General features: G+C 66.8%; 18 protein-coding genes. 8 read left to right on the forward strand and 10 right to left on the reverse strand.

The window, feature by feature from the left end; translation table 11 throughout:
- Nucleotides 1-98: 98 nt before the first annotated feature.
- Both ACWPKK_RS23335 and ACWPKK_RS23340 read right to left on the reverse strand, forming a co-directional pair.
- A complete protein-coding gene (locus tag ACWPKK_RS23335; RefSeq protein ID WP_452009017.1) occupies nucleotides 99-3,221 on the reverse strand; it encodes an efflux RND transporter permease subunit in 3,123 nt (1,040 codons plus the stop codon).
- Nucleotides 3,218-4,297: an efflux RND transporter periplasmic adaptor subunit gene (locus ACWPKK_RS23340; RefSeq protein ID WP_452009020.1), complete on the reverse strand. Its 1,080-nt coding sequence runs from the start codon at nucleotides 4,295-4,297 to the stop codon at nucleotides 3,218-3,220. Before ACWPKK_RS23340 ends, ACWPKK_RS23335 begins: the two co-directional genes overlap by 4 nt.
- A gap of 129 nt (nucleotides 4,298-4,426) precedes the next feature.
- On the opposite strand from ACWPKK_RS23340, the gene ACWPKK_RS23345 reads away from it, so the two are divergent.
- Together ACWPKK_RS23345 and ACWPKK_RS23350 are read left to right on the forward strand one after the other, a co-directional pair.
- The gene (locus ACWPKK_RS23345) at nucleotides 4,427-5,068 is read left to right on the forward strand and encodes a TetR/AcrR family transcriptional regulator (RefSeq protein WP_452009022.1); all 642 of its coding nucleotides are present in this window, start codon (nucleotides 4,427-4,429) and stop codon (nucleotides 5,066-5,068) included.
- A gap of 34 nt (nucleotides 5,069-5,102) precedes the next feature.
- On the forward strand, nucleotides 5,103-5,576 hold the full coding sequence (locus ACWPKK_RS23350; protein ID WP_452009025.1) for a YchJ family protein: 474 nt from the start codon (nucleotides 5,103-5,105) through the stop codon (nucleotides 5,574-5,576).
- Nucleotides 5,577-5,638: 62 nt separating this feature from the next.
- Here ACWPKK_RS23350 and ACWPKK_RS23355 read toward each other — a convergent pair whose 3' ends face one another.
- The 5 genes from ACWPKK_RS23355 to ACWPKK_RS23375 form a co-directional block, all read right to left on the reverse strand.
- Entirely contained in the window at nucleotides 5,639-6,268 is a 630-nt protein-coding gene (locus tag ACWPKK_RS23355; protein ID WP_324870377.1) for a YitT family protein, read from the reverse strand.
- Between the two features lie 17 nt (nucleotides 6,269-6,285).
- Nucleotides 6,286-7,458, reverse strand: coding sequence for an amino acid aminotransferase (locus ACWPKK_RS23360; RefSeq protein ID WP_452009028.1), 1,173 nt, complete (start codon nucleotides 7,456-7,458; stop codon nucleotides 6,286-6,288).
- A 192-nt stretch (nucleotides 7,459-7,650) separates the two neighbouring features.
- The gene (locus ACWPKK_RS23365; RefSeq protein ID WP_310118372.1) at nucleotides 7,651-7,806 is read right to left on the reverse strand and encodes a hypothetical protein; all 156 of its coding nucleotides are present in this window, start codon (nucleotides 7,804-7,806) and stop codon (nucleotides 7,651-7,653) included.
- 22 nt (nucleotides 7,807-7,828) lie between these two features.
- On the reverse strand, nucleotides 7,829-8,131 hold the full coding sequence (locus ACWPKK_RS23370; RefSeq protein ID WP_324870374.1) for a cytochrome C oxidase subunit IV family protein: 303 nt from the start codon (nucleotides 8,129-8,131) through the stop codon (nucleotides 7,829-7,831).
- Between the two features lie 11 nt (nucleotides 8,132-8,142).
- Nucleotides 8,143-8,727 (reverse strand): cytochrome c oxidase subunit 3, encoded by a 585-nt coding sequence (locus ACWPKK_RS23375; protein ID WP_452009032.1) that lies wholly within the window; start codon nucleotides 8,725-8,727, stop codon nucleotides 8,143-8,145.
- Nucleotides 8,728-8,947: 220 nt separating this feature from the next.
- On the opposite strand from ACWPKK_RS23375, the gene ACWPKK_RS23380 reads away from it, so the two are divergent.
- From ACWPKK_RS23380 to nirK, 6 genes are all read left to right on the forward strand, one after another.
- Nucleotides 8,948-9,400, forward strand: coding sequence for a c-type cytochrome (locus ACWPKK_RS23380; protein ID WP_452009035.1), 453 nt, complete (start codon nucleotides 8,948-8,950; stop codon nucleotides 9,398-9,400).
- A 13-nt stretch (nucleotides 9,401-9,413) separates the two neighbouring features.
- Nucleotides 9,414-10,763, forward strand: coding sequence for a cbb3-type cytochrome c oxidase subunit I (locus ACWPKK_RS23385; RefSeq protein WP_452009038.1), 1,350 nt, complete (start codon nucleotides 9,414-9,416; stop codon nucleotides 10,761-10,763).
- Nucleotides 10,764-10,837: 74 nt separating this feature from the next.
- Nucleotides 10,838-11,647, forward strand: a complete 810-nt coding sequence (locus ACWPKK_RS23390) for an AAA family ATPase (protein ID WP_452009040.1) — start codon at nucleotides 10,838-10,840, stop codon at nucleotides 11,645-11,647.
- 189 nt (nucleotides 11,648-11,836) lie between these two features.
- Nucleotides 11,837-13,753, forward strand: a complete 1,917-nt coding sequence (locus ACWPKK_RS23395; RefSeq protein WP_452009043.1) for a VWA domain-containing protein — start codon at nucleotides 11,837-11,839, stop codon at nucleotides 13,751-13,753.
- Between the two features lie 20 nt (nucleotides 13,754-13,773).
- The gene (gene mog, locus ACWPKK_RS23400) at nucleotides 13,774-14,328 is read left to right on the forward strand and encodes a molybdopterin adenylyltransferase (RefSeq protein WP_452009046.1); all 555 of its coding nucleotides are present in this window, start codon (nucleotides 13,774-13,776) and stop codon (nucleotides 14,326-14,328) included.
- Between the two features lie 144 nt (nucleotides 14,329-14,472).
- Complete coding sequence (nirK, locus tag ACWPKK_RS23405; RefSeq protein WP_324870368.1) at nucleotides 14,473-15,540, forward strand: copper-containing nitrite reductase; 1,068 nt, start codon at nucleotides 14,473-14,475, stop codon at nucleotides 15,538-15,540.
- A 68-nt stretch (nucleotides 15,541-15,608) separates the two neighbouring features.
- Here nirK and ACWPKK_RS23410 read toward each other — a convergent pair whose 3' ends face one another.
- From ACWPKK_RS23410 to ACWPKK_RS23420, 3 genes are all read right to left on the reverse strand, one after another.
- Nucleotides 15,609-15,947 (reverse strand): endonuclease domain-containing protein, encoded by a 339-nt coding sequence (locus ACWPKK_RS23410; protein ID WP_452009643.1) that lies wholly within the window; start codon nucleotides 15,945-15,947, stop codon nucleotides 15,609-15,611.
- 481 nt (nucleotides 15,948-16,428) lie between these two features.
- Complete coding sequence (locus tag ACWPKK_RS23415; RefSeq protein ID WP_324870367.1) at nucleotides 16,429-17,706, reverse strand: TRAP transporter large permease; 1,278 nt, start codon at nucleotides 17,704-17,706, stop codon at nucleotides 16,429-16,431.
- The gene (locus tag ACWPKK_RS23420) at nucleotides 17,703-18,221 is read right to left on the reverse strand and encodes a TRAP transporter small permease (RefSeq protein ID WP_149225931.1); all 519 of its coding nucleotides are present in this window, start codon (nucleotides 18,219-18,221) and stop codon (nucleotides 17,703-17,705) included. The genes ACWPKK_RS23415 and ACWPKK_RS23420 overlap by 4 nt, the downstream gene beginning before the upstream one ends.
- Nucleotides 18,222-18,262 lie beyond the last annotated feature (41 nt).

Raw genomic sequence — 18,262 nt, forward strand, 5'->3', positions numbered from 1 at the left:
GTGATGATGCAATCGGGAGATCGATTGTGGAGGCACCCTCGCATGGGGCGCGGGGGCATCCCTTGACCGCGGTCAAGCTTGAGCGAAAGAGTTGGTTATCAATCCCCCAGCGCTGGATTGGGCAGCGCGCCGTTCACCCCGGTGTCTTCCACCTCTTCCCTTTCCGGCCGGGGCACGCGGAACCAGGCGGCGTAGAGCGCCGGCAGGAAGAAGATCGTCAGCACAGTGGCGCCGGCCAGACCGCCCATGATGGCGACCGCCATCGGACCCCAGAAGACGCTGTGCGTCAGCGGGATCATGGCGAGGATCGCGGCGGCGGCGGTGAGCGCAATGGGGCGGGCGCGGCGCACCGTCGCCTCCACGATGCTGTCCCAGCGCGACCGGCCGCTGCGGATGTCCTGCTCGATCTGGTCGACCAGGATGACCGAGTTGCGCATGATGATCCCGGCCAGCGCGATGACGCCCAGCATGGCGACGAAGCCGAAGGGCAGGTTGAACAGCAGAAGCGACGCGGTGACGCCGATCAGCCCCAGCGGTGCCGTCAGCAGGACCATGAACACGCGCGAGAAGCTCTGCAGCTGCAGCATCAGCGTGGTCACCATGATCAGCAGCATCAGCGGCATCATGGCGTTGATGGAGTCCTGGCCCTTGGCGCTTTCCTCGATGGCGCCGCCCATGGTGATGGCGTAGCCGTCGGGCAAGGTGGCGCGGAGCGCGTTCAGCTGTCCGTTCAGTTGGGTGCTGACCACCGGGGCCTGCAGGCCGCCGGTCACGTCCCCCTTGATCGTCATCGTCGTCTCGCGGCCCCGGCGCCACAGCACCGGTTCCTCCAGCTCGTAGCGGACGGCGGCGACCTGGCTCAGCGGCACGGTGGTGCCGCGGCTGGTGCGGATGTTCAACTCGCCCAGGCGCGACAGGTCCGCCCGCTCGTCCGGCGTGGTGCGCAGCAGGACACCGATCAGCTCCGTCCCTTCGCGGTACTGGGTGACCGACATGCCGTTCAGCAGCAGTTGCAGGGCGTTGGACAGGTCCTGCTTCGACACGCCCAGCGCGCGGGCCTTGGCGGTGTCAACCTCCAGCCGGACGCGCTTGGACAGCTCGTCCCAGTCCAGATGGACGTTGGCGGTGTTGGGGTGGCCGCGCATGGTATCGCGCACCTGATAGGCGATCTTGCGGATGGTGGCCGGGTCGTCGCCGGTGACGCGGAACTGCACCGGATACCCGACCGGCGGTCCGTTCTCCAGCCGGCTGATGCGGACGCGGGCGGCGGGGAAGTCGGATTCCAGCGTCGGCTCCAACCGCTGCATGAAATGTTCGCGCTCCTCCAGCCCCTTGGTCATCACCATGAACTGGGCGAAGTTGGCGGTCTCCAACTGCTGGTCGAGCGGCAGGTAGAAGCGCGGGGAGCCGCCGCCGGTGTAGGCCACCCAGTAATCGACGTCCGGATCCTTGGCCAGCACCGCTTCCATCCGCTTCACCTCGGCGGACGTCGCCTCGAACGACGAGCCTTCGGCAAGGCGGATGTCGATCAGCAGCTCCGGCCGGCTGGCGGAGGGGAAGAACTGCTGCTGGACATGGCCGAAGCCGACCAGCGCGGTGACGAAGGCCGCCACCGTGACGCCGATGGTGAGCCAGCGCGCCCGGACGCAGGCCTCGATCATCCGGCGCAGGATGCGGTAGGTCCGCGTGTCGTAGATGTCCAACTCGTGCCCATCCGGCACCACATGCTTGGGCTTGGGCAGCAGGAGCCAGCCGAGATAGGGGGTGAAGATCACCGCCACCACCCAGGACAGCATCAGCGACAGCGCCACCACCCAGAAGATGGAGTTGGTGTATTCGCCGGCCGCCGACGCCGCGAAACCGACGGGCACGAAGCCGGCGGCGGTGACGATGGTGCCGCTCAGCATCGGGAAGGCGGTGGAGGTGTAGGCGAAAGCACCGGCCCTCAGCCGGTCCCATCCCTGTTCCATCTTCACCACCATCATCTCCACCGCGATGATGGCGTCGTCCACCAGCAGGCCCAGCGCGATGATGAGGGCGCCCAGCGAGATTCGCTGCAGGTCGATGTGCAGGATCTGCATCGCCACCAGCGTCATCGCCAGCACCAGCGGCACCGCCAGCGCCACGACGATGCCGGTGCGCCAGCCCAGACTGACGAGGCTGACCAGGATGACGATGCCGAGCGCTTCCGCCAGCGACTTCATGAACTCGCCGACCGAGTTTTCGACCACCGTCGGCTGGTCGGCGATCTGCGCCACCTCCAGCCCGACCGGAAGCTCCGCCTTGATCTTCTCCATCGCGGCGTCGAGCTTCTCGCCCAGCTTCAGCACGTTGCCGCCCTTCGCCATGACGACACCGAGCCCGATGGCGTCGCGCCCCTTGTAGCGCAGGGTGTAGCGGCGGGGTTCGACATAGCCGCGCTTGACGTCCGCCACGTCGCCGATGGTCAGCAGCCGCCCGCCGCTCTCCACCGGAATCGCGCGCACCGCCGCGGCGGTTTCGAGGCCGAGGTCGAGGCGGACATAGACCCGCTGCGATCCGGTATCGATGTCGCCCGACGCGGCGATGGCGTTCTCGCGCTGAAGCGCCTGGATCACCGACTCCACCGGCAGGCCGAAGCTGGCGAGCCGCTGGCTGGAGATCTCGACATAGACCCGCTCCTCCTGCGGGGCGATCAGGTCGATCTTCTCGACGCCCGGCAGCTTCAGCAGGCGGGCGCGCGCCTGTTCCGCCACCTTCTTAAGCTGGGCCGGCGTGAAATCCTCGCCCATGAAGCCGTAGATGGCGGAATAGACGTCGCCGAACTCGTCGTTGAAGAAGGGGCCGACCACGCCGTCGGGCAGCGTATAGGTGATGTCGCCGATCTTCTTGCGGACCTGATACCACAGGTCGGCCACCATCTTCGGCGGGGTGTAATCCTTCAGCTGGACGAAGACCACCGACTCGCCCGGCTTGGAATAGCTGCGGGAAACGTCGTAATAGGGCACTTCCTCCAGCTTCTTCTCGATGCGGTCGGTGACGAACTGCTCCACCTCGCGCGCGGTGGCGCCGGGCCATTGGGTACGGACCACCATCACCTTGAAGGTGAAGGACGGATCCTCCGCCCGGCCCAGATTCATGTAGGCGAGCGCGCCGGCCAGAACGCTGGCGAGCATCATGAACAGCACGAGCGTGCGGTGCGCCAGCGCCCAGGCCGACAGGTTCATGCGGGAGTGGTTCATCGCGCCGGCTCCGTCCAGATGCGGACCTTCTGCCCGGAATCGAGCTTGTGCACGCCGGCGGTGACGACGCGTTCGCCGTCCTTCAGCCCGCCGCCGATCAGCGCGAGGTCGCCGGCATAGGCGGCGACGGTGACGGGGCGCAGCTCCAGCCGGTTGTCGGGAGCGGCCAGCACCCAGACCGCCGGCTTCTGTTCGCGCTGGGTCAGCGCGCTGAGCGGCAGGCGGGCGACGGGCGCCCCGTGATCGGCGGCGGCGGTGACGGTCGCCGTCATGCCAAGCTGGACCGTCGCCGGCGGATCGGCCAGCGCGATCTTCGCCTGGAAGGTGCGGGTGCTGGCATCGGCGCTGGGCGAAACCTCGCGCAAGCTGCCGGCGATACTCTGGCCGGGGTGGGACCACAGCTCCACCGCCAGCTTCTGGCGGGGCAGGGCGCCCACCTGCTGTTCGGGGATGTTGGCGACCGCCTCCAGAGCGCCCAGCCGGGCGACGCGCAGGGCGGTCTGGCCGGATGCCACCACCTGGCCCGGCTCGACCAGCGTCGCGGTGACGATGCCGGCCTCATCCGCCACCAGCGTCGCATATTGGGCGGAATTGTTCAGGACGCGCAGCTGCGCCTCCACCTCCCGCACCTTGGAATCGGCCTTGTCGAGGGTCGTCTTGCGGCGGTCGTATTCCTGCCGCGTCGTCCATTCGCCGTTGCGCAGGCTGGCATAGCGCTGGAAGTCGCTGCGCGCGTTGGCCGCGTCGGCCTGCGCCGAGGCGAGTTGCGCCTGCGCGGCGCGGATCTGCAATTGAAGGTCGGTGGGGTCGAGGCGGGCGAGCGGCATGCCGGGTTCGATGCGGGTGCCGACCTCCACCAGCCGGGCGGTGACCTTGCCGCCGACGCGGAAGCCGACATCCGCCTCCACCCGCGGGCGGATCACCGCCGGGTAGCGCACGCTGTCGACCAGCGGCTCCAGGGCGACGGTGGCGACGCGTACCGGCCTGACCTCTCCCTCCGCGGGAGTGGAGGCGGAGTGCGTCTCGTTGCAGCCGGTCAGCAGGCCCGCCACCGTCAGCATGGCGGCGGTCGCCATCAAGGTGGACGCAAACCGTCTTACGCGGAATCGGGCCATACCACGTCTCCCCACTGGACTGGACTGTATCGTACTGCTACCGTCCTACTCCGGCATCCGAGCAACGTCAAGAGTGAACGGTACAGTTCAGTGCAGTCATTGGAGCAAAAAGCGTCCCAGCCGTCCGCCTCCCATGATGCGAAGGCGGAACAGATCGTTGCCGCCGCGCGGGAGGTGTTCCTGGAGCTTGGCTACGCCGCGACCTCGATGGATCAGGTGGCCCAGCAGGCGCGGGTATCGAAGACAACGCTCTACACCCGCTTCCCGTCCAAGGAGGAACTGTACACGGCGGTGATCTCCGCCGAGTGCGAACGGCGCGGCTTGAAATTCGCGCCGGACATGTTCGACGACATGCCGCTGCGCGAACTCCTGGTTCAGGTCGGCCGGCGCTTCGTCGACCTGATCTGGTCGGAAGCGGCGATCCGCGTCCACCAATCGGTGGCGGGGGAGGCGACGCGGATGCCGGTGGCGGCACAGCTCTATTTCCGGGCCGGGCCGGAGCAGGGCATCGCCAACTTCGTCGCATTGTTCACCCGGCTGGCCGAACGCGGCGTGATCGCGACCGACGATCCGGCCTTCGTCGCCCGGCAGTTCCTGGCGGTCCTGCAGGGCGGCTCATACTGCCAACTGGTGCTGGGCCTCTGCCCCCAGCCGACGGAGGAGGAGCGCTACGCCTTCGTCGACAAGGCGATCGACCTGTTCCTGCACGGCGTGGCACCTGCTACACGATAGCCTGTTGCGCTTGCTTCAGATGGAATGCCTGTCCATGTCCGCCTGCCCCTGCGGTTCCGGCCGCGCCTTCGACCTTTGCTGCGGCCCGATCCTGGCGGGGGAGCCCGCGCCGAGTGCCGAGGCGCTGATGCGGTCCCGCTACACCGCCTTCGTCCGCCACGACATCGACCATATCGAGCGCAGCTGCGCACCGGAAACCCGCGCCGCCTTCAGCCGTGACGATGCGGTCCGCGTGGCGCAGGAGTGCGAGTGGGGACCGCTGACGGTGATGAAGACGGAGGAGAACGGCGACGACGGCATGGTCGAGTTCTTCCTGACCTTCCGCCGCGACGGGGAGGACTGGCCGCTGCACGAACGGTCGCGCTTCCGCCGGATCGATGGCCGCTGGCTCTATGTCGACAGCGTGCTGAACCCGAAGGACCCGCCGCGCCGCGTGGTGAAGGTCGGCCGCAACGATCCGTGCCCCTGCGGGTCGGGGCGCAAGCACAAGGCCTGCTGCGGGCGGTGAGATGTGACGCAGAAGAGAATCCCCTCTCCCCGGGGGGAGAGGGAGATCTTTGCAGTGATGCCTCAGCTCATCCCCAAGTACCGCCCGGGCTTGTGGTTGATCGCCAGCGTCAGGTTGACGATGGCAGCCCCCACCACCGACAGCAGCAGCCGGTCCGGCGCCAGAACGAAGAAGGCGCCGGCCAGGATCGCCAGATCGACGCCCAATTGGAAATAGCCGGCGCGGATGCCGTGCTTCTCCTGCAGGTAGATCGCCAGGATGTTGACGCCGCCGAGCCCGGTGCGGTGGCGGAACAGCATCAGGAGGCCGGTGCCGCACAGGCCGCTGCCCACCACCGTCGCATAGACCGGATCGAGATGGGCGAATCCCACCCACTGCTCGGTCAGGCGCGAGAAGATCGTGACCAGCCCAACCGCGATGAAGGTGCGCGCGGTGAACTTCCAGCCCAGCCGCTTCCAGGCCAGCCAATAGAAGGGCAGGTTGATGACGAAGAAGATGATTCCGAACTGAACCTTGGTGACATAGCTCAGCAGCAGGGACAGTCCGGCGGTGCTGCCGGTCAGCAGCATCGTCTTCGAATAGATCAGCATGCCCAGCGCGATGAACAGCGTGCCCATCAGCATGGCGAGCGCGTCTTCATACAGCTGGTGACGCTCCACCGCCGCGGGCGGGGCCTGAAGGGTCGCGGCCATTCTGGTCGTCTCCCGGCTCAGCAAAGTGCGGCGAACTTCGCGACCACATCGTCCACCTCGGCCGTCTTCAGGCCGGCGATGTTGATGCGGCCGGAGGTCGGCATGTAGATGGCGTGGTCGGCGCGCAGGCGCAGCACCTCCGCCTCGGTCAGCGGCAGAAGGGAGAACATGCCCTCCTGCTCCGCCACCGCGGTCAGGGTGGGGAAGGTGCCGGCCAATCCGGCCGCCAGCTTGCGGCGGATGCCGGTGATGCGGGCGCGCATGCCGTCCAGTTCCGCCGTCCAGTCGGCAGTCAGGGCGGCGTCGCTCAGGATGGTGCGGACAACCGCGGCGCCATGGTCGGGCGGCATGGAATAGCTGGTGCGGGCCAGCGCCATCAGGTTCGACTTCGCGAGATCGGCCGGCGCCTGCGTCGCCGACACGGCGAAGATGGCGCCGGTGCGCTCGCGATAGAGGCCGAAGGACTTGGACGACGACACGGCGACCAGCGCCTCCGGAACCGCGCCGATCAGATGGCGCAAGCCCTCCGCATCCTCGTCAAGCCCGCGGCCGAAGCCCTGGTAGGCGAGGTCGACCAGCGGCAGCACGCCGCGCTTTTCCAGCACCGCCGCCAGGGTCTTCCACTGGTCGAGCGACAGCGGCGCGCCGGTCGGGTTGTGGCAGCTGCCGTGCAGCAGGGCGACGTCGCCGGGCTGCGCCGCCTCGAACGCCGCGACCATTCGGTCGAACAAAACGGTCTGGCTGGCGGTGTCGAAGAAGGGATGGCTGACCACCTCCAGGCCGGCGGCGGCGAAGATGCCGACATGGTTCGGCCAGGTCGGCTGGCCGACCAGCACACGCTTCGATCCGCCGCGCAGGACGAGGTCGGCGGCCAGACGCAGCGCGCCGGAGCCGCCGGGGGTCTGCACGCCGGCTGCGGCGACCTTTGTGCCGGCATCGCCGCCGACCAGCGACCACAGACGCTCCAGATACAGCGCGTCGCCTTCCAGCCCCAGGTAGGACTTGCTGTCCTGCCCGTCGAGCAGCAGGCGTTCGGCCGCCTTGACCGCGCGGAAGACCGGGGTGCGCCCCTCCTCGTCACGGTAGACCCCGACGCCGAGATCGACCTTGCCCGGCCGCGGATCCTGCTTGTACAGCCCGATCAGGGCGAGCAGGGCGTCATCGGGCTGGCGGGAGAGCGCGTTGAACATGGCGGTTCGTCCGGTCCTTGCAGATGGAAGAGGCGATGGCGGCGGGCAGGCCCTGATAACGGGAAGCCGGCCCGGCCGCGGCGATCCTCCACTTTTGCGGCCCCGCCGACAATGTCGAAGATCTCACCGGCGCATTGTCGCGGCGCATTGCCGCCGTGCGACACCTCCGCGCATGTCGGGCCGGTGCGACGGTCACTGCGTGAAGAACATCGCCGCGAACACGGCGACCGTGGCGGCGATGGCGGTCACCAGCCCGTTGCGCCCCAGCGCACGCTGGCGGTAGAGCGCCACCGCGAACACGATCACGGCAAGGCTGGCCACGAGCAGGCCGAGCTTGAATTCGGTCATCGTCCGTTATCCTTGAAGTTCATCAGTGCGGCCCGACCCAGCCCAGCGCCCCGGCGGCGGTGACAAGCAGGATGGCGCCGCACAACAGCACCAGCCAGACCGTCATCAACAGGCGCCAGCCCGGACCGGCATGGTCCAGTTCCAGGTAATGCAGAAGGATCTCCCTTCCCTTGGCCACGGCGAGCGCCAGCAGCAGGGCCGCACCGGCGATGCCGACCCCGCCGCCCGCATCGCCGTGGCGGGCGAACAGCAGGGTCACGGCGGTCAGCCCCATCAGCACCAGCCAGGACAGCGTCAGCCGGTCGATTTTCTTGAGCAATCCCATGGCCGGCCTCCTCAGCGGATCAGGTAGACGAGCGGGTAGAGGATGACCCAGACCAGATCCACCATGTGCCAGAAGGCGGCCCCGGTCTCCAGATTCTCCACCAGCGTCTCCGGTCCGGATCGGGAGACCAGCAGAAGGATGACGATGCCCAGCACGACATGCAGGGCGTGGAAGCCGGTCAGCAGGAAATAGAGGGTGAAGAAGGTGTCGCTGTCGATGGTCAGCCCGGCGCCGAGCGTCGCGGAATACTCCACCGCCTTCACCGCCAGGAAGACCGACCCGACCGCTGCGGCGGCCAGCATCGCCCGGCGTGCCTGCTTCGCGGCGCCGCGCCGTCCGGCGGCGACGGCACGGGCCGCCAGATAGCCGCTGGTGACCAGCACCATGGTGTTCAGCGCCCCCAGGGTACCATTCAGGTGCGCTTGCCCGGCGGCGAAGGTGGCGGGATCCAGCACGCGGGCGATCGCAAAGCCCAGGAAGGCCACGCCGAACACCGCCAGCTCGCTGAAGATCAGAATCCACATCATCAGGTTGCCGGGCAGGGCATCCAGTCCGCCCGGCCTGTCCTGCTGGGCCGTCATGTCGACGTCGGCCATGTCCGATCCTTCTCATCATGTGTGCGAACGATATGCCGGCACCGCTCCGGCCGGCTTGACCGCGGTCAAGGAATGCCCTCCTTCCACGGTCAATTATTCGCTCGACCCGTGGCGGTAAGACGCTGCGACGCCCGGCTTCCGGCCCCCGGCCTCGCGCACCCAACGCCTTCCGAACCGACCCCACTCGACGAAAATTCGAGATTGCCAGGGATCCCGAGCGATGACCGAACGCTTTACCAAGGCGGCCGCGCGAAACATCTTCTATGGCGGATCGCTGTTCTTCTTCGCGACCTTCATCGCGTTGACCGCGCTCAGCCACAATTACATCGTCAACACGAGCACGGACGAGAAGACGCTGTCCGATGCCGTCACCCGCGGCAAGCATGTGTGGGAAAAGAACTCCTGCATCAACTGCCACACGCTGCTGGGTGAAGGCGCCTATTTCGCCCCCGAGCTGGGCAATGTCTGGCTGCGCTACGGCGGCGACAAGGACCACGACGGCGCCGTCATGGCCCTGAAGGGCTGGATGGCCGCACAGCCGTCCGGGATCGAAGGGCGGCGCCAGATGCCGCAGTTCAACCTGACCGACGCCGAGGTCGAGGATCTGGCCGCCTTCCTGGAATGGACCAGCCGGATCAACACCCAGAACTGGCCGCCCAAGCTGTCCGGCTGAGGAGAATTCCGTCATGAAGTACGAATCGCAAAAAGTCGCCATCTATTACTTCGCGGCGGCGATGGGACTGTTCGGCGTGCAGATCCTGGTGGGTCTCCTGGCCGGGGTCGTCTATGTCCTGCCCAACACGCTTTCGGAACTGTTGCCCTTCAACGTTCTCCGGATGATTCACACCAACGCGCTGATCGTCTGGCTGCTGATCGGCTTCTTCGGCGCCGCATACTATCTGATTCCCGAAGAGTCGGAGACCGAACTGCACAGTCCGAAGCTGGCGCTGATCCAGCTGGGCCTGTTCGTCTTCGGCGCGCTGGCCGCCGTGGTCGGCTATGTCTTCCGCATCCATGAGGGGCGGGAGTTCCTGGAACAGCCGACCTGGATCAAGGGCGCCATCGTCGTCGTCGCGCTGATGTTCCTCTACAACATGACGATGACGGTCATCAAAGGCCGCCGCACGGTCATCACCAACATCCTGCTGGTGGGCATGTGGGGCATCGCCATCTTCTTCCTGTTCTCCTTCTACAACCCGTCGAACCTGTCGCTGGACAAGATGTACTGGTGGTACGTCGTCCATCTGTGGGTCGAAGGCGTGTGGGAACTGGTGCTGGCCTCCATCCTCGCCTTCCTGATGATCAAGATGACCGGCGTCGACCGCGAGGTGGTCGAGAAGTGGCTGTACGCCATCGTCGGGCTGGCCCTGTTCAGCGGCATCCTCGGCACCGGCCACCACTATTACTGGATCGGTACGCCCGGCTACTGGCAGTGGATCGGTTCGCTGTTCTCGACGCTGGAAGTCGCCCCCTTCTTCACCATGGTCGTCTTCGCCTTCATGATGGTGTGGAAGAGCGGCCGGCGGCATCCGAACAAGGCGGCGATGCTGTGGTCGCTGGGCTGCGCGGTGTTCGCCTTCTTCGGCGCCGGGCTGTGGGGCTTCCTGCACACGCTGGCCCCGATCAACTACTACACCCACGGCACCCAGGTGACGGCGGCGCACGGGCATCTCGCCTTCTACGGCGCTTATGCGATGATCAACCTCGCCATCATCACCTACGCCATGCCCTATCTGCGCGGCCGGCAGCCCTACAACCAGGTCCTGAACATGTGGAGCTTCTGGTTGATGAGCGGTGGCATGGCCTTCATGACCTTCGCCCTGACCGTGGCCGGCGTGGTGCAGACCCATCTGCAGCGCGTCCTGGGTATGGACTACATGGAGGTGCAGGCCCAGATCGCGCTGTTCTACTGGATGCGGCTCGGCGCCGGCGTCGCAGTGGCGGTGGGCGTGCTGGTCTACCTCTACGCCATCTTCGGTCCGGCCCGCGAGGAGCGGCCTGCATCGATCCCGGCCAGCTACCAGCCGGCCGAGTGACGTCCCCTCCGGCCCCTGCGCTCCGTCGGCCATCCGATACGCGCAGGGGCCGTCTTTTTTGGAGTTCCGCTGCGATGCCCGACGCCGCCGTCCCGATCCGTCCCTCCCTGTCCCTGCCCTTCTATCAGCCGACCGGCGACGAGTGCGCGCTGTTCGAGCATGCCTACCACCACCGGCTGCCCCTGCTGCTGAAGGGACCGACCGGCTGCGGCAAGACCCGCTTCGTTGCCCATATGGCGGCCAAGCTCGGCCGGCCGCTCTACACCGTGTCCTGCCACGACGACCTGACCGCCGCCGACCTGACCGGGCGTTACCTGCTGAAGGGCGGCGACACCGTTTGGGCGGACGGGCCGCTGACCCGTGCGGTGCGCGAGGGCGCCATCTGCTATCTCGACGAGGTGGTGGAGGCGCGCAAGGACGTCACCGTCGTGCTGCACCCGCTGACCGACGATCGCCGCATCCTGCCGCTGGACCGCACCGGCGAGACGCTGGAGGCGCCGCCGGGCTTCATGCTGGTGGTGTCCTACAACCCCGGCTACCAGAATGTGTTGAAGGCGCTGAAGCCCAGCACCCGCCAGCGCTTCCTGGCCGTCGAGTTCGACTTCCCTGAGCCAGAGCGGGAAATCCCCATCGTGGCGACCGAAAGCGGCTTGGCCGAGAACCGCGTGGTCCCGCTGGTCCGCCTCGCCAACGCATTGCGCGCGCTGAAGGGCCAGGATTTGGAGGAGGGCGTGTCGACCCGCCTGCTGATCTACTGCGCCACGCTGATCCGCTCCGGCATGAAGCCCGAACGCGCCATCCGCGCCGCCCTGATCGAACCACTGACCGACGACCCGGACATCCGCGCCGGCCTGCTGCGCGTGGCCGAGGTCACGCTGGGGTAGGGTGGCGGGTTCGAGTTTGAAACCGCTTACGAAGCCGGATCTCCCCACTGCAGCCGTCATCCCCGCGGAGGCGGGGATCCAGTCGTTTCCGCGGCCTGTCTGCCGGGAACGCATGGATTCCCGCCTTCGCGGGAATGACGGCCGACACAGATCCGTGCATTGGGCAGATGGGTTGGGAGTGTGCGCATCATGCTGGAAATCTTCGAGCCGGAAGAGACCGTCGGCCGCTTGTGGCACCGCCTGATCGGCGGACGGTCGAGCTATCCCCACCATCCGGACGCGGCGGTGACGCTGGAGACGATGCGGCCGCGGCTGGCGGTGTTCTTCCGCGCTCTCGGCGGCGACCGCGGGGTCCGGCTGGCGGCCGGCACGGCAGCGGTTTCGGGGCACCGGCTTCCGCTGCTCGACCGCATCGGGCTGGGGGCGGAGCGGGTGGAGCGGGCGTCGCTGGACGGCGATGTTCTTCAGCTGCCGGCCGCCATCGACCTGTTCCCGGATCCGGCGCTGAACGAACGTCTGTACGAATGGCTGGCCGCCTTCTTCGCCCATGCCGAACATGTTCCGCTTCCCGCCGACCCGCTGCAAGCCGACATACAGCTTCTGCGCAGCGCCGCGGCGACCACCGCGACGGTGCTGACCCGCTGGCCTGGCCTGCGCCGTCCCTATGAGGATCTTGCCCGCGCTGTCGCCGCCATCCGCCCGGTCCGGCGCCTGCCGCCGGTGGAAGCCGAAGTGGAGAGCGCCGTCTTGGCGCTGCTCGGCGCCGGAGCCGCCACGGCGGAAGCGGCGCGGATGCTCGCCCCGACCATCCCGCTGTCGGACTTCACCGCACCCTACGGCTACGCCCGCCTGCTGCCGGTTCCGTTGTGGGGACTGGTGGCGCCATCGAACGAGCGCTCGCTCGCCGCTGTTGCCGAAAGTCCGGGCGAGGGAGGACAGGCGGCGGAGGGCGACCAGCGCCGCCGTGCCGCGACCCGGCGGCAGACCGACCAGATCCAGCGCAACGACCCGCTGATCCTGAACCGTTTCGAGAAGATGCTGAGCCTCGCCGAGGCGCTGAACATCCCGCGCGCAGTCGACGACGACGATGCGGAGAACGCCCGCAAGGCCGCCGACGACCTGGACGAGATCGCCGTCGGCACGCACCAGCGCAAGGCCTCCACCACGCTGAAGCTCGACCTCGACCTCGGTGCGCAGGCCGTCGACGAGACTCCGCTGACGGCGACCCTGACCTATCCCGAATGGGACCACCGCCGCCGCGCCCATCTGCCGGACCATTGCCGGGTGGTTGCGGAGACGGCACCGGCGGACGGCGAGTCCTGGCAACCCGACGTCGCGGCGCTCCGCCGGATCCGGCAGGTCCGCCGCCAGTTCGAGGCTCTGCGCCCGAAGCGCATGCTGTTCACTGGACAGGCCGACGGCGACGAATTGGACCTGACCGCCCTGGTGCGCAGCCGCGCCGACTTCCAGGCCGGCGGATGCGGCAGCGACCGGGTGCATCAGCAGGCGCGCAACGCCGCCCGCGACCTCGCCGTCGCCGTGCTGGTCGACGGTTCGCTGTCCACCGACGGCTGGATCGACGGACGCCGCGTGCTGGACGTGGAGAAGGAGGCTCTGCTGGCCCTGACCCATGGCCTGACCGCCTGCGGCGACGACCATGCGATCTACGCCTTCACCTCGCGCCGGCGCGACTGGGTGCGGGTGCAGACGCTGAAGGGCTTCGACGAGCCGCTGGGCCCCACCGTGACCCGCCGCATCGGCGCGCTGAAGCCCGGCTACTACACCCGCATGGGCGCGGCGATCCGTCACGCCTCCGCCCAGCTGGCGGAGCGGCCGAACCGTCATCGGCTGCTGGTTCTGCTGACCGACGGCAAGCCGAACGACGTGGACCATTACGAAGGCCGCTACGGCATCGAGGACACCCGGCAGGCCATCCGCGAGGCGCGGCGCGACGGACTGGCCGTTTTCGCCATCACCGTCGATGCGATGGCCCGCGATTACGTGCCCTATCTGTTCGGACGCGGCGCCTATGCCATATTCCCACAGGTCTCCCACCTGACCAAGGCGCTGCCGGCACTGTACCGGCAGGTCGCCTGCGCCGCCTGACTCCATGAGGACCCTGGATTATGACCGACGCCAATGCAGCGACTCCCGCACCGGTGAAGATCGGAATCGTCACCATCTCCGACCGTGCCAGCCGCGGCGTCTATGAGGACAAGGGCGGGCCGGCGATCCGGGAGGAGCTGACACGCTTCGTCGCCTCGCCCTGGATCGCCGAGGCTCGGGTCATTCCGGACGAGCTGGACCTGATCGCGGCCACCCTGGTCGAGTTGTGCGATGTGGCCGGCTGCGATCTCGTCGTCACCACCGGCGGCACCGGACCCGCCCCGCGCGACGTGACTCCGGAAGCGACGGAGCGGGTCTGCGACAAGATGATGCCGGGATTCGGCGAGTTGATGCGATCGGTCAGCCTGCGGGTGGTGCCGACCGCCATCCTGTCGCGCCAGACCGCCGGCATCCGCGGCCGCAGCCTGATCGTCAACCTGCCGGGCAAGCCGTCCGCCATCCATGACTGCCTGGAGGCGGTGTTTCCCGCGATCCCCTATTGCCTGGACCTGATCGGCGCCGGCCGCATTGAAACGGACCCGGCCGTCTGTGTCGCCTTCCGTCCGAAATCGTAGTAGAAAAATCCTTATTGGTTGTAAGGAAATAAAAAAGGCCTGCGACAAAGTTGCGTCCGGGCCTTTCACTTGACGGCGGTCAAGAAGAGAGTGGGGGAACGGGAGGAGTATTACCTCACAAGAAACAAACCCCGAGACGACGCCATGAAGACCTCGCGCTCCCTCGTCACCGTCAGCGCCGCCGCCCTGATGATCCTCTCCGGTATCGGTGCCGCTTCGGCGGCGGACACGCTCTACGCCGACCCGAAGGTCAAGCAACCCACTCACAGCGTCGTCATGGACCCGGCGTCGGTTCCCGCCCCGGAAAAGGCCGGAAAACGGGCGCCGAAGACCCACAAGGTCTCGCTGTTGACCACGGAAGTCGAATCCAAGCTGGATGACGGCACCACCTACACCTACTGGACCTTCAACAACACGGTGCCCGGCCCGATGGTGCGGGTGCGGGTCGGCGACACGGTGGACGTCTCCATCGCCAACGCGCCGGAATCGACGATGAACCACTCCGTCGACTTCCATGCCGCGACCGGCTTCCTCGGCGGCGGCCAGATCACCCAGGTGGAGCCGGGCCAGACCAAGGCCTTCACCTTCAAGGCACTGACCCCCGGCGTCTATGTGTATCACTGCGCCACGCCGATGGTCGCCCACCACATCTCCAAGGGAATGTACGGCCTGATCGTGGTGGAACCGGAAGCCGGCCTGCCGCCGGTGGATCACGAGTTCTACGTGATGCAGCAGGAAATCTACGCCACCAAGGCGAAGAACATGACGAACGCCGAGGACGACTATGACGGTCTCGTCAACGAGCGTCCGAGCTATCTGGTGTTCAACGGCACGGTCGGCGCGTTGACCAAGGACAAGCCACTGAAGGCCAAGGTCGGCGAGACCGTTCGCCTGTACTTCGGCGTCGGCGGCCCGAACCTGACCTCCTCCTTCCATGTCATCGGCGAGATCTTCGACCGCGTCTACAACATGGGCGGATTGGAGACCGAACCGGCCAAGGGCATCCAGACCGTCACCGTCGCCCCCGGCGGCGCCACGATGGTGGAATTCAAGGTCGACTATCCCGGCAAATACGCCCTGGTCGACCATGCGCTGAGCCGCGCCACTAAAGGCCTGATCGGCATCCTGGAAGTCGAAGGCAAGGCCGACGACACCATCATCCTCGACAAGACCGGCGACTCCCGCAAGCAGATGGGCGAGATGCAGCACTGAGGGTCAGTTGGGCGGAAAGCTCGCGTCCCCTCACCCCAACCCCTCTCCCGCAAGGGGAGAGGGGCTTTCTACTTATCCTGTTGCTCGATAGCTGCCAGTATGGTTGCCAACACGTCATCGGTGCAGGTCAGGATGTCTGTGTTCCAAAAGCGCAGCACCCGCCACCCGTGCTCCGCCAGCCATACAGTGCGGCGCGCGTCGGAAACGCTGTCGGCGTGTTGTCCGCCATCGGCTTCGACGATCAATCGACATTCAAGACAGGCAAAGTCGGCGACGAAAGGACCAATCGGGAACTGTCGCCGGAACTTCGCGCCTGCAAGTTGGCGGTTGCGCAACCGCGCCCAGAGCCGACGCTCCGCATCGGTCATAGTAGTTCGCAACCGACGAGCTGTAGCTATGCCAGTCATGCAGCGAAAATGACGATACTGGTCCAAAAACACAACAAAAGCCCTTCTCCCCTTGCGGGAGAAGGGTTGGGATGAGGGGGGCGGCCGGCCGAAGGTCGGTGGAAGCATAGACTTGCAACCCCTCACCCCCAACCCGCGGGTCGGCAAAACGCCGTTGGCGTTTGGCCGATCCCGCCCCGCAAGGGGAGAGGGGCTTTGCAAGGCCCCACATCCTCGAAAAACAAAGAAGGGCTGCCGTTGCCGGCAGCCCTTCCATTGTCGATCCGTGTGTCGTCGACACCACGGCACAGTCCTTAGCGGACCGAAATCCCCTTCGCGAAGAAAGAGACCTCGGCCTTGGCGCTCGACGACGAGTGAGACGGACAATGAGACACGAGATCACCTCCTTTCTGTTGTTGGCGTAGGACACCCTATATAGGCCAGGTCGCGGAGGCTGCAAGACGCTTTGTTGACCGCCCCGCTGTGACATTTACCGGTGTGCTTACATCAGCGCGTTGGGCACGAACAGCACCACCCCAGGCCACAGGAGCAGCACCGCAACCAGCCCCACCACCGCCAGGACGAAGGGGATGGATTCGACGATGTATTCCTCGATGGGGCAATCCAGCAGGCTGCACACCGTGTACATCGCCACCCCCACCGGCGGGGTCATCGAACCCAGCGTGACGATGGTCATCATCAGGATGCCGAAATGCACGGGATCGACGCCCAGCGGCTGGACGATCGGCAGGAAGATCGGTGTCAGCAGAAGCACCAGCACCGTGCTTTCGATGAACAGACCGGCGATGAACAGGAAGATCAGGATCAGGGTCACCACCAGCACCGGCTCACGCGTCAGGTCGGTCATGGCGGCGGCGATGCTCTGCGGCGCCTGTTCGAAGACGATGGCGTAGCCGACCATGCCGGAGAACAGGATGATCAGCATGATCAATCCGGTATCCGTCACCGCCTCCACCAGCGCGTCGACCAGTCCCTGCATGGTCAGTTCCCGGTGGGCGAAGAATCCGACGAGGACCGCATAGACGACGGCGAAGGCACCAACCTCCGACGGAGTGAACAGGCCGCCGCGGATGGCAACCAGCAGGGCCACCGGGAACAGCAGGGCCCATTTCGCGTCGACCACCGCCGCCCAGATCGCCTTGGCGGTCGGCCGCTGGGTGGTGGCGGCGCGATAGCCGCGGCGCCGGGCAATCCACCAGACGGTGACCATCAGCACGGCCATCATCAGGAAGCCGGGAACGATGCCGGCCAGGAACAGCCGGCCGATCGACACGTTGCCGACGAAGCCGTACAGGATCAGGCCCAGGCTGGGCGGAATGGTTGCGGTGATCAGCGAACCAACCGCGATGACGGCCGAGGTGAAGCCCTTGGAATAGCCGCTGCGGATCAGGTCGGGACCCAGGATGCGCGCCTCCATCGCCGCGTCGGCGACGGCGGAGCCCGACACGCCGCCCATCAACGTGGACAGCACGATGCAGACCTGCGCCAAGCCGCCCGACATCCAGGACACCAGCACGTTCGAACAGGCGATCAGCCGGTGCGTGATGCCGGTCCGGTTCATCATGTGGCCGGCCAGCACGAAGAAGGGGACGGCCAGCAGCGGGAAGCTCTGCGACGCGGTGGCGACCTGCTGCACCCCGATCGACATCGGGATGATGCCGTTGGTCAGGAAGAAGGTGAAACCGGCGATGCCGATGGCGAAGGCGATGGGAACGCCCAGCCCCATCAGGACGAAAAAGGAAACGGCGAGCAGGATCACGGCATCACCTCCTCGGCGAGCGGAACTTCCGACGGCGTGTTGAAGATCGGGCGTGGGGTCCGGCGCAGCCGGCCGATGGCGGCCACCGTCTGCCCCAGCAGGGTGAAGGACAGCAGCAGGCAGCCGACCGGCACCGCCGCCGTGACGAAGGCATAGCTGATGCCGCTGTCGCCGAACTGCCGCTCAAGGTTCAGCATGGTCAGCTGATAGCCCTTGACCGCCATGGTCAGCAGGAAAGCCAGCACCACCAGCGCCAGCAGGATGTCCAGCACCGCGCGCGGCCGTGCCGGCAGGCGCTTGACCAGATAATCGATGCCGATATGCGCATGCTTGCGCAGCGCGAGGTCGGCGCCGAGGAAGCTGGCCCAGGCGAACAGCAGCTGGGCGACGTCCACCGACCAGACCAGGGGATAGCCGAACCAGCGGCTGACGCCGGCCAGGAAGACCAGCAGGACGATGACGGCGAGCAGCGTCGTCGCCAACACCGCCTCCGCCTTGACGTACAGGGATTTCATCGCAAGGGGGTGCTCCGGTCCGGCCCGCCGGGATCGTCAGC

Source organism: Azospirillum largimobile (assembly GCF_977007025.2).

What these genes read in the sequence shown, in the direction of transcription:
- ACWPKK_RS23335 (WP_452009017.1), bottom strand. Translation starts at nt 3,221, where the DNA reads ATGAACCACTCCCGCATGAACCTGTCGGCCTGGGCGCTGGCGCACCGC.
- ACWPKK_RS23340 (WP_452009020.1), bottom strand. Translation starts at nt 4,297, where the DNA reads ATGGCGACCGCCGCCATGCTGACGGTGGCGGGCCTGCTGACCGGCTGC.
- ACWPKK_RS23350 (WP_452009025.1), top strand. Translation starts at nt 5,103, where the DNA reads ATGTCCGCCTGCCCCTGCGGTTCCGGCCGCGCCTTCGACCTTTGCTGC.
- ACWPKK_RS23355 (WP_324870377.1), bottom strand. Translation starts at nt 6,268, where the DNA reads ATGGCCGCGACCCTTCAGGCCCCGCCCGCGGCGGTGGAGCGTCACCAG.
- ACWPKK_RS23360 (WP_452009028.1), bottom strand. Translation starts at nt 7,458, where the DNA reads ATGTTCAACGCGCTCTCCCGCCAGCCCGATGACGCCCTGCTCGCCCTG.
- ACWPKK_RS23365 (WP_310118372.1), bottom strand. Translation starts at nt 7,806, where the DNA reads ATGACCGAATTCAAGCTCGGCCTGCTCGTGGCCAGCCTTGCCGTGATC.
- ACWPKK_RS23370 (WP_324870374.1), bottom strand. Translation starts at nt 8,131, where the DNA reads ATGGGATTGCTCAAGAAAATCGACCGGCTGACGCTGTCCTGGCTGGTG.
- ACWPKK_RS23375 (WP_452009032.1), bottom strand. Translation starts at nt 8,727, where the DNA reads ATGGCCGACGTCGACATGACGGCCCAGCAGGACAGGCCGGGCGGACTG.
- ACWPKK_RS23380 (WP_452009035.1), top strand. Translation starts at nt 8,948, where the DNA reads ATGACCGAACGCTTTACCAAGGCGGCCGCGCGAAACATCTTCTATGGC.
- ACWPKK_RS23385 (WP_452009038.1), top strand. Translation starts at nt 9,414, where the DNA reads ATGAAGTACGAATCGCAAAAAGTCGCCATCTATTACTTCGCGGCGGCG.
- ACWPKK_RS23390 (WP_452009040.1), top strand. Translation starts at nt 10,838, where the DNA reads ATGCCCGACGCCGCCGTCCCGATCCGTCCCTCCCTGTCCCTGCCCTTC.
- ACWPKK_RS23395 (WP_452009043.1), top strand. Translation starts at nt 11,837, where the DNA reads ATGCTGGAAATCTTCGAGCCGGAAGAGACCGTCGGCCGCTTGTGGCAC.
- mog (WP_452009046.1), top strand. Translation starts at nt 13,774, where the DNA reads ATGACCGACGCCAATGCAGCGACTCCCGCACCGGTGAAGATCGGAATC.
- nirK (WP_324870368.1), top strand. Translation starts at nt 14,473, where the DNA reads ATGAAGACCTCGCGCTCCCTCGTCACCGTCAGCGCCGCCGCCCTGATG.
- ACWPKK_RS23410 (WP_452009643.1), bottom strand. Translation starts at nt 15,947, where the DNA reads ATGACTGGCATAGCTACAGCTCGTCGGTTGCGAACTACTATGACCGAT.
- ACWPKK_RS23420 (WP_149225931.1), bottom strand. Translation starts at nt 18,221, where the DNA reads ATGAAATCCCTGTACGTCAAGGCGGAGGCGGTGTTGGCGACGACGCTG.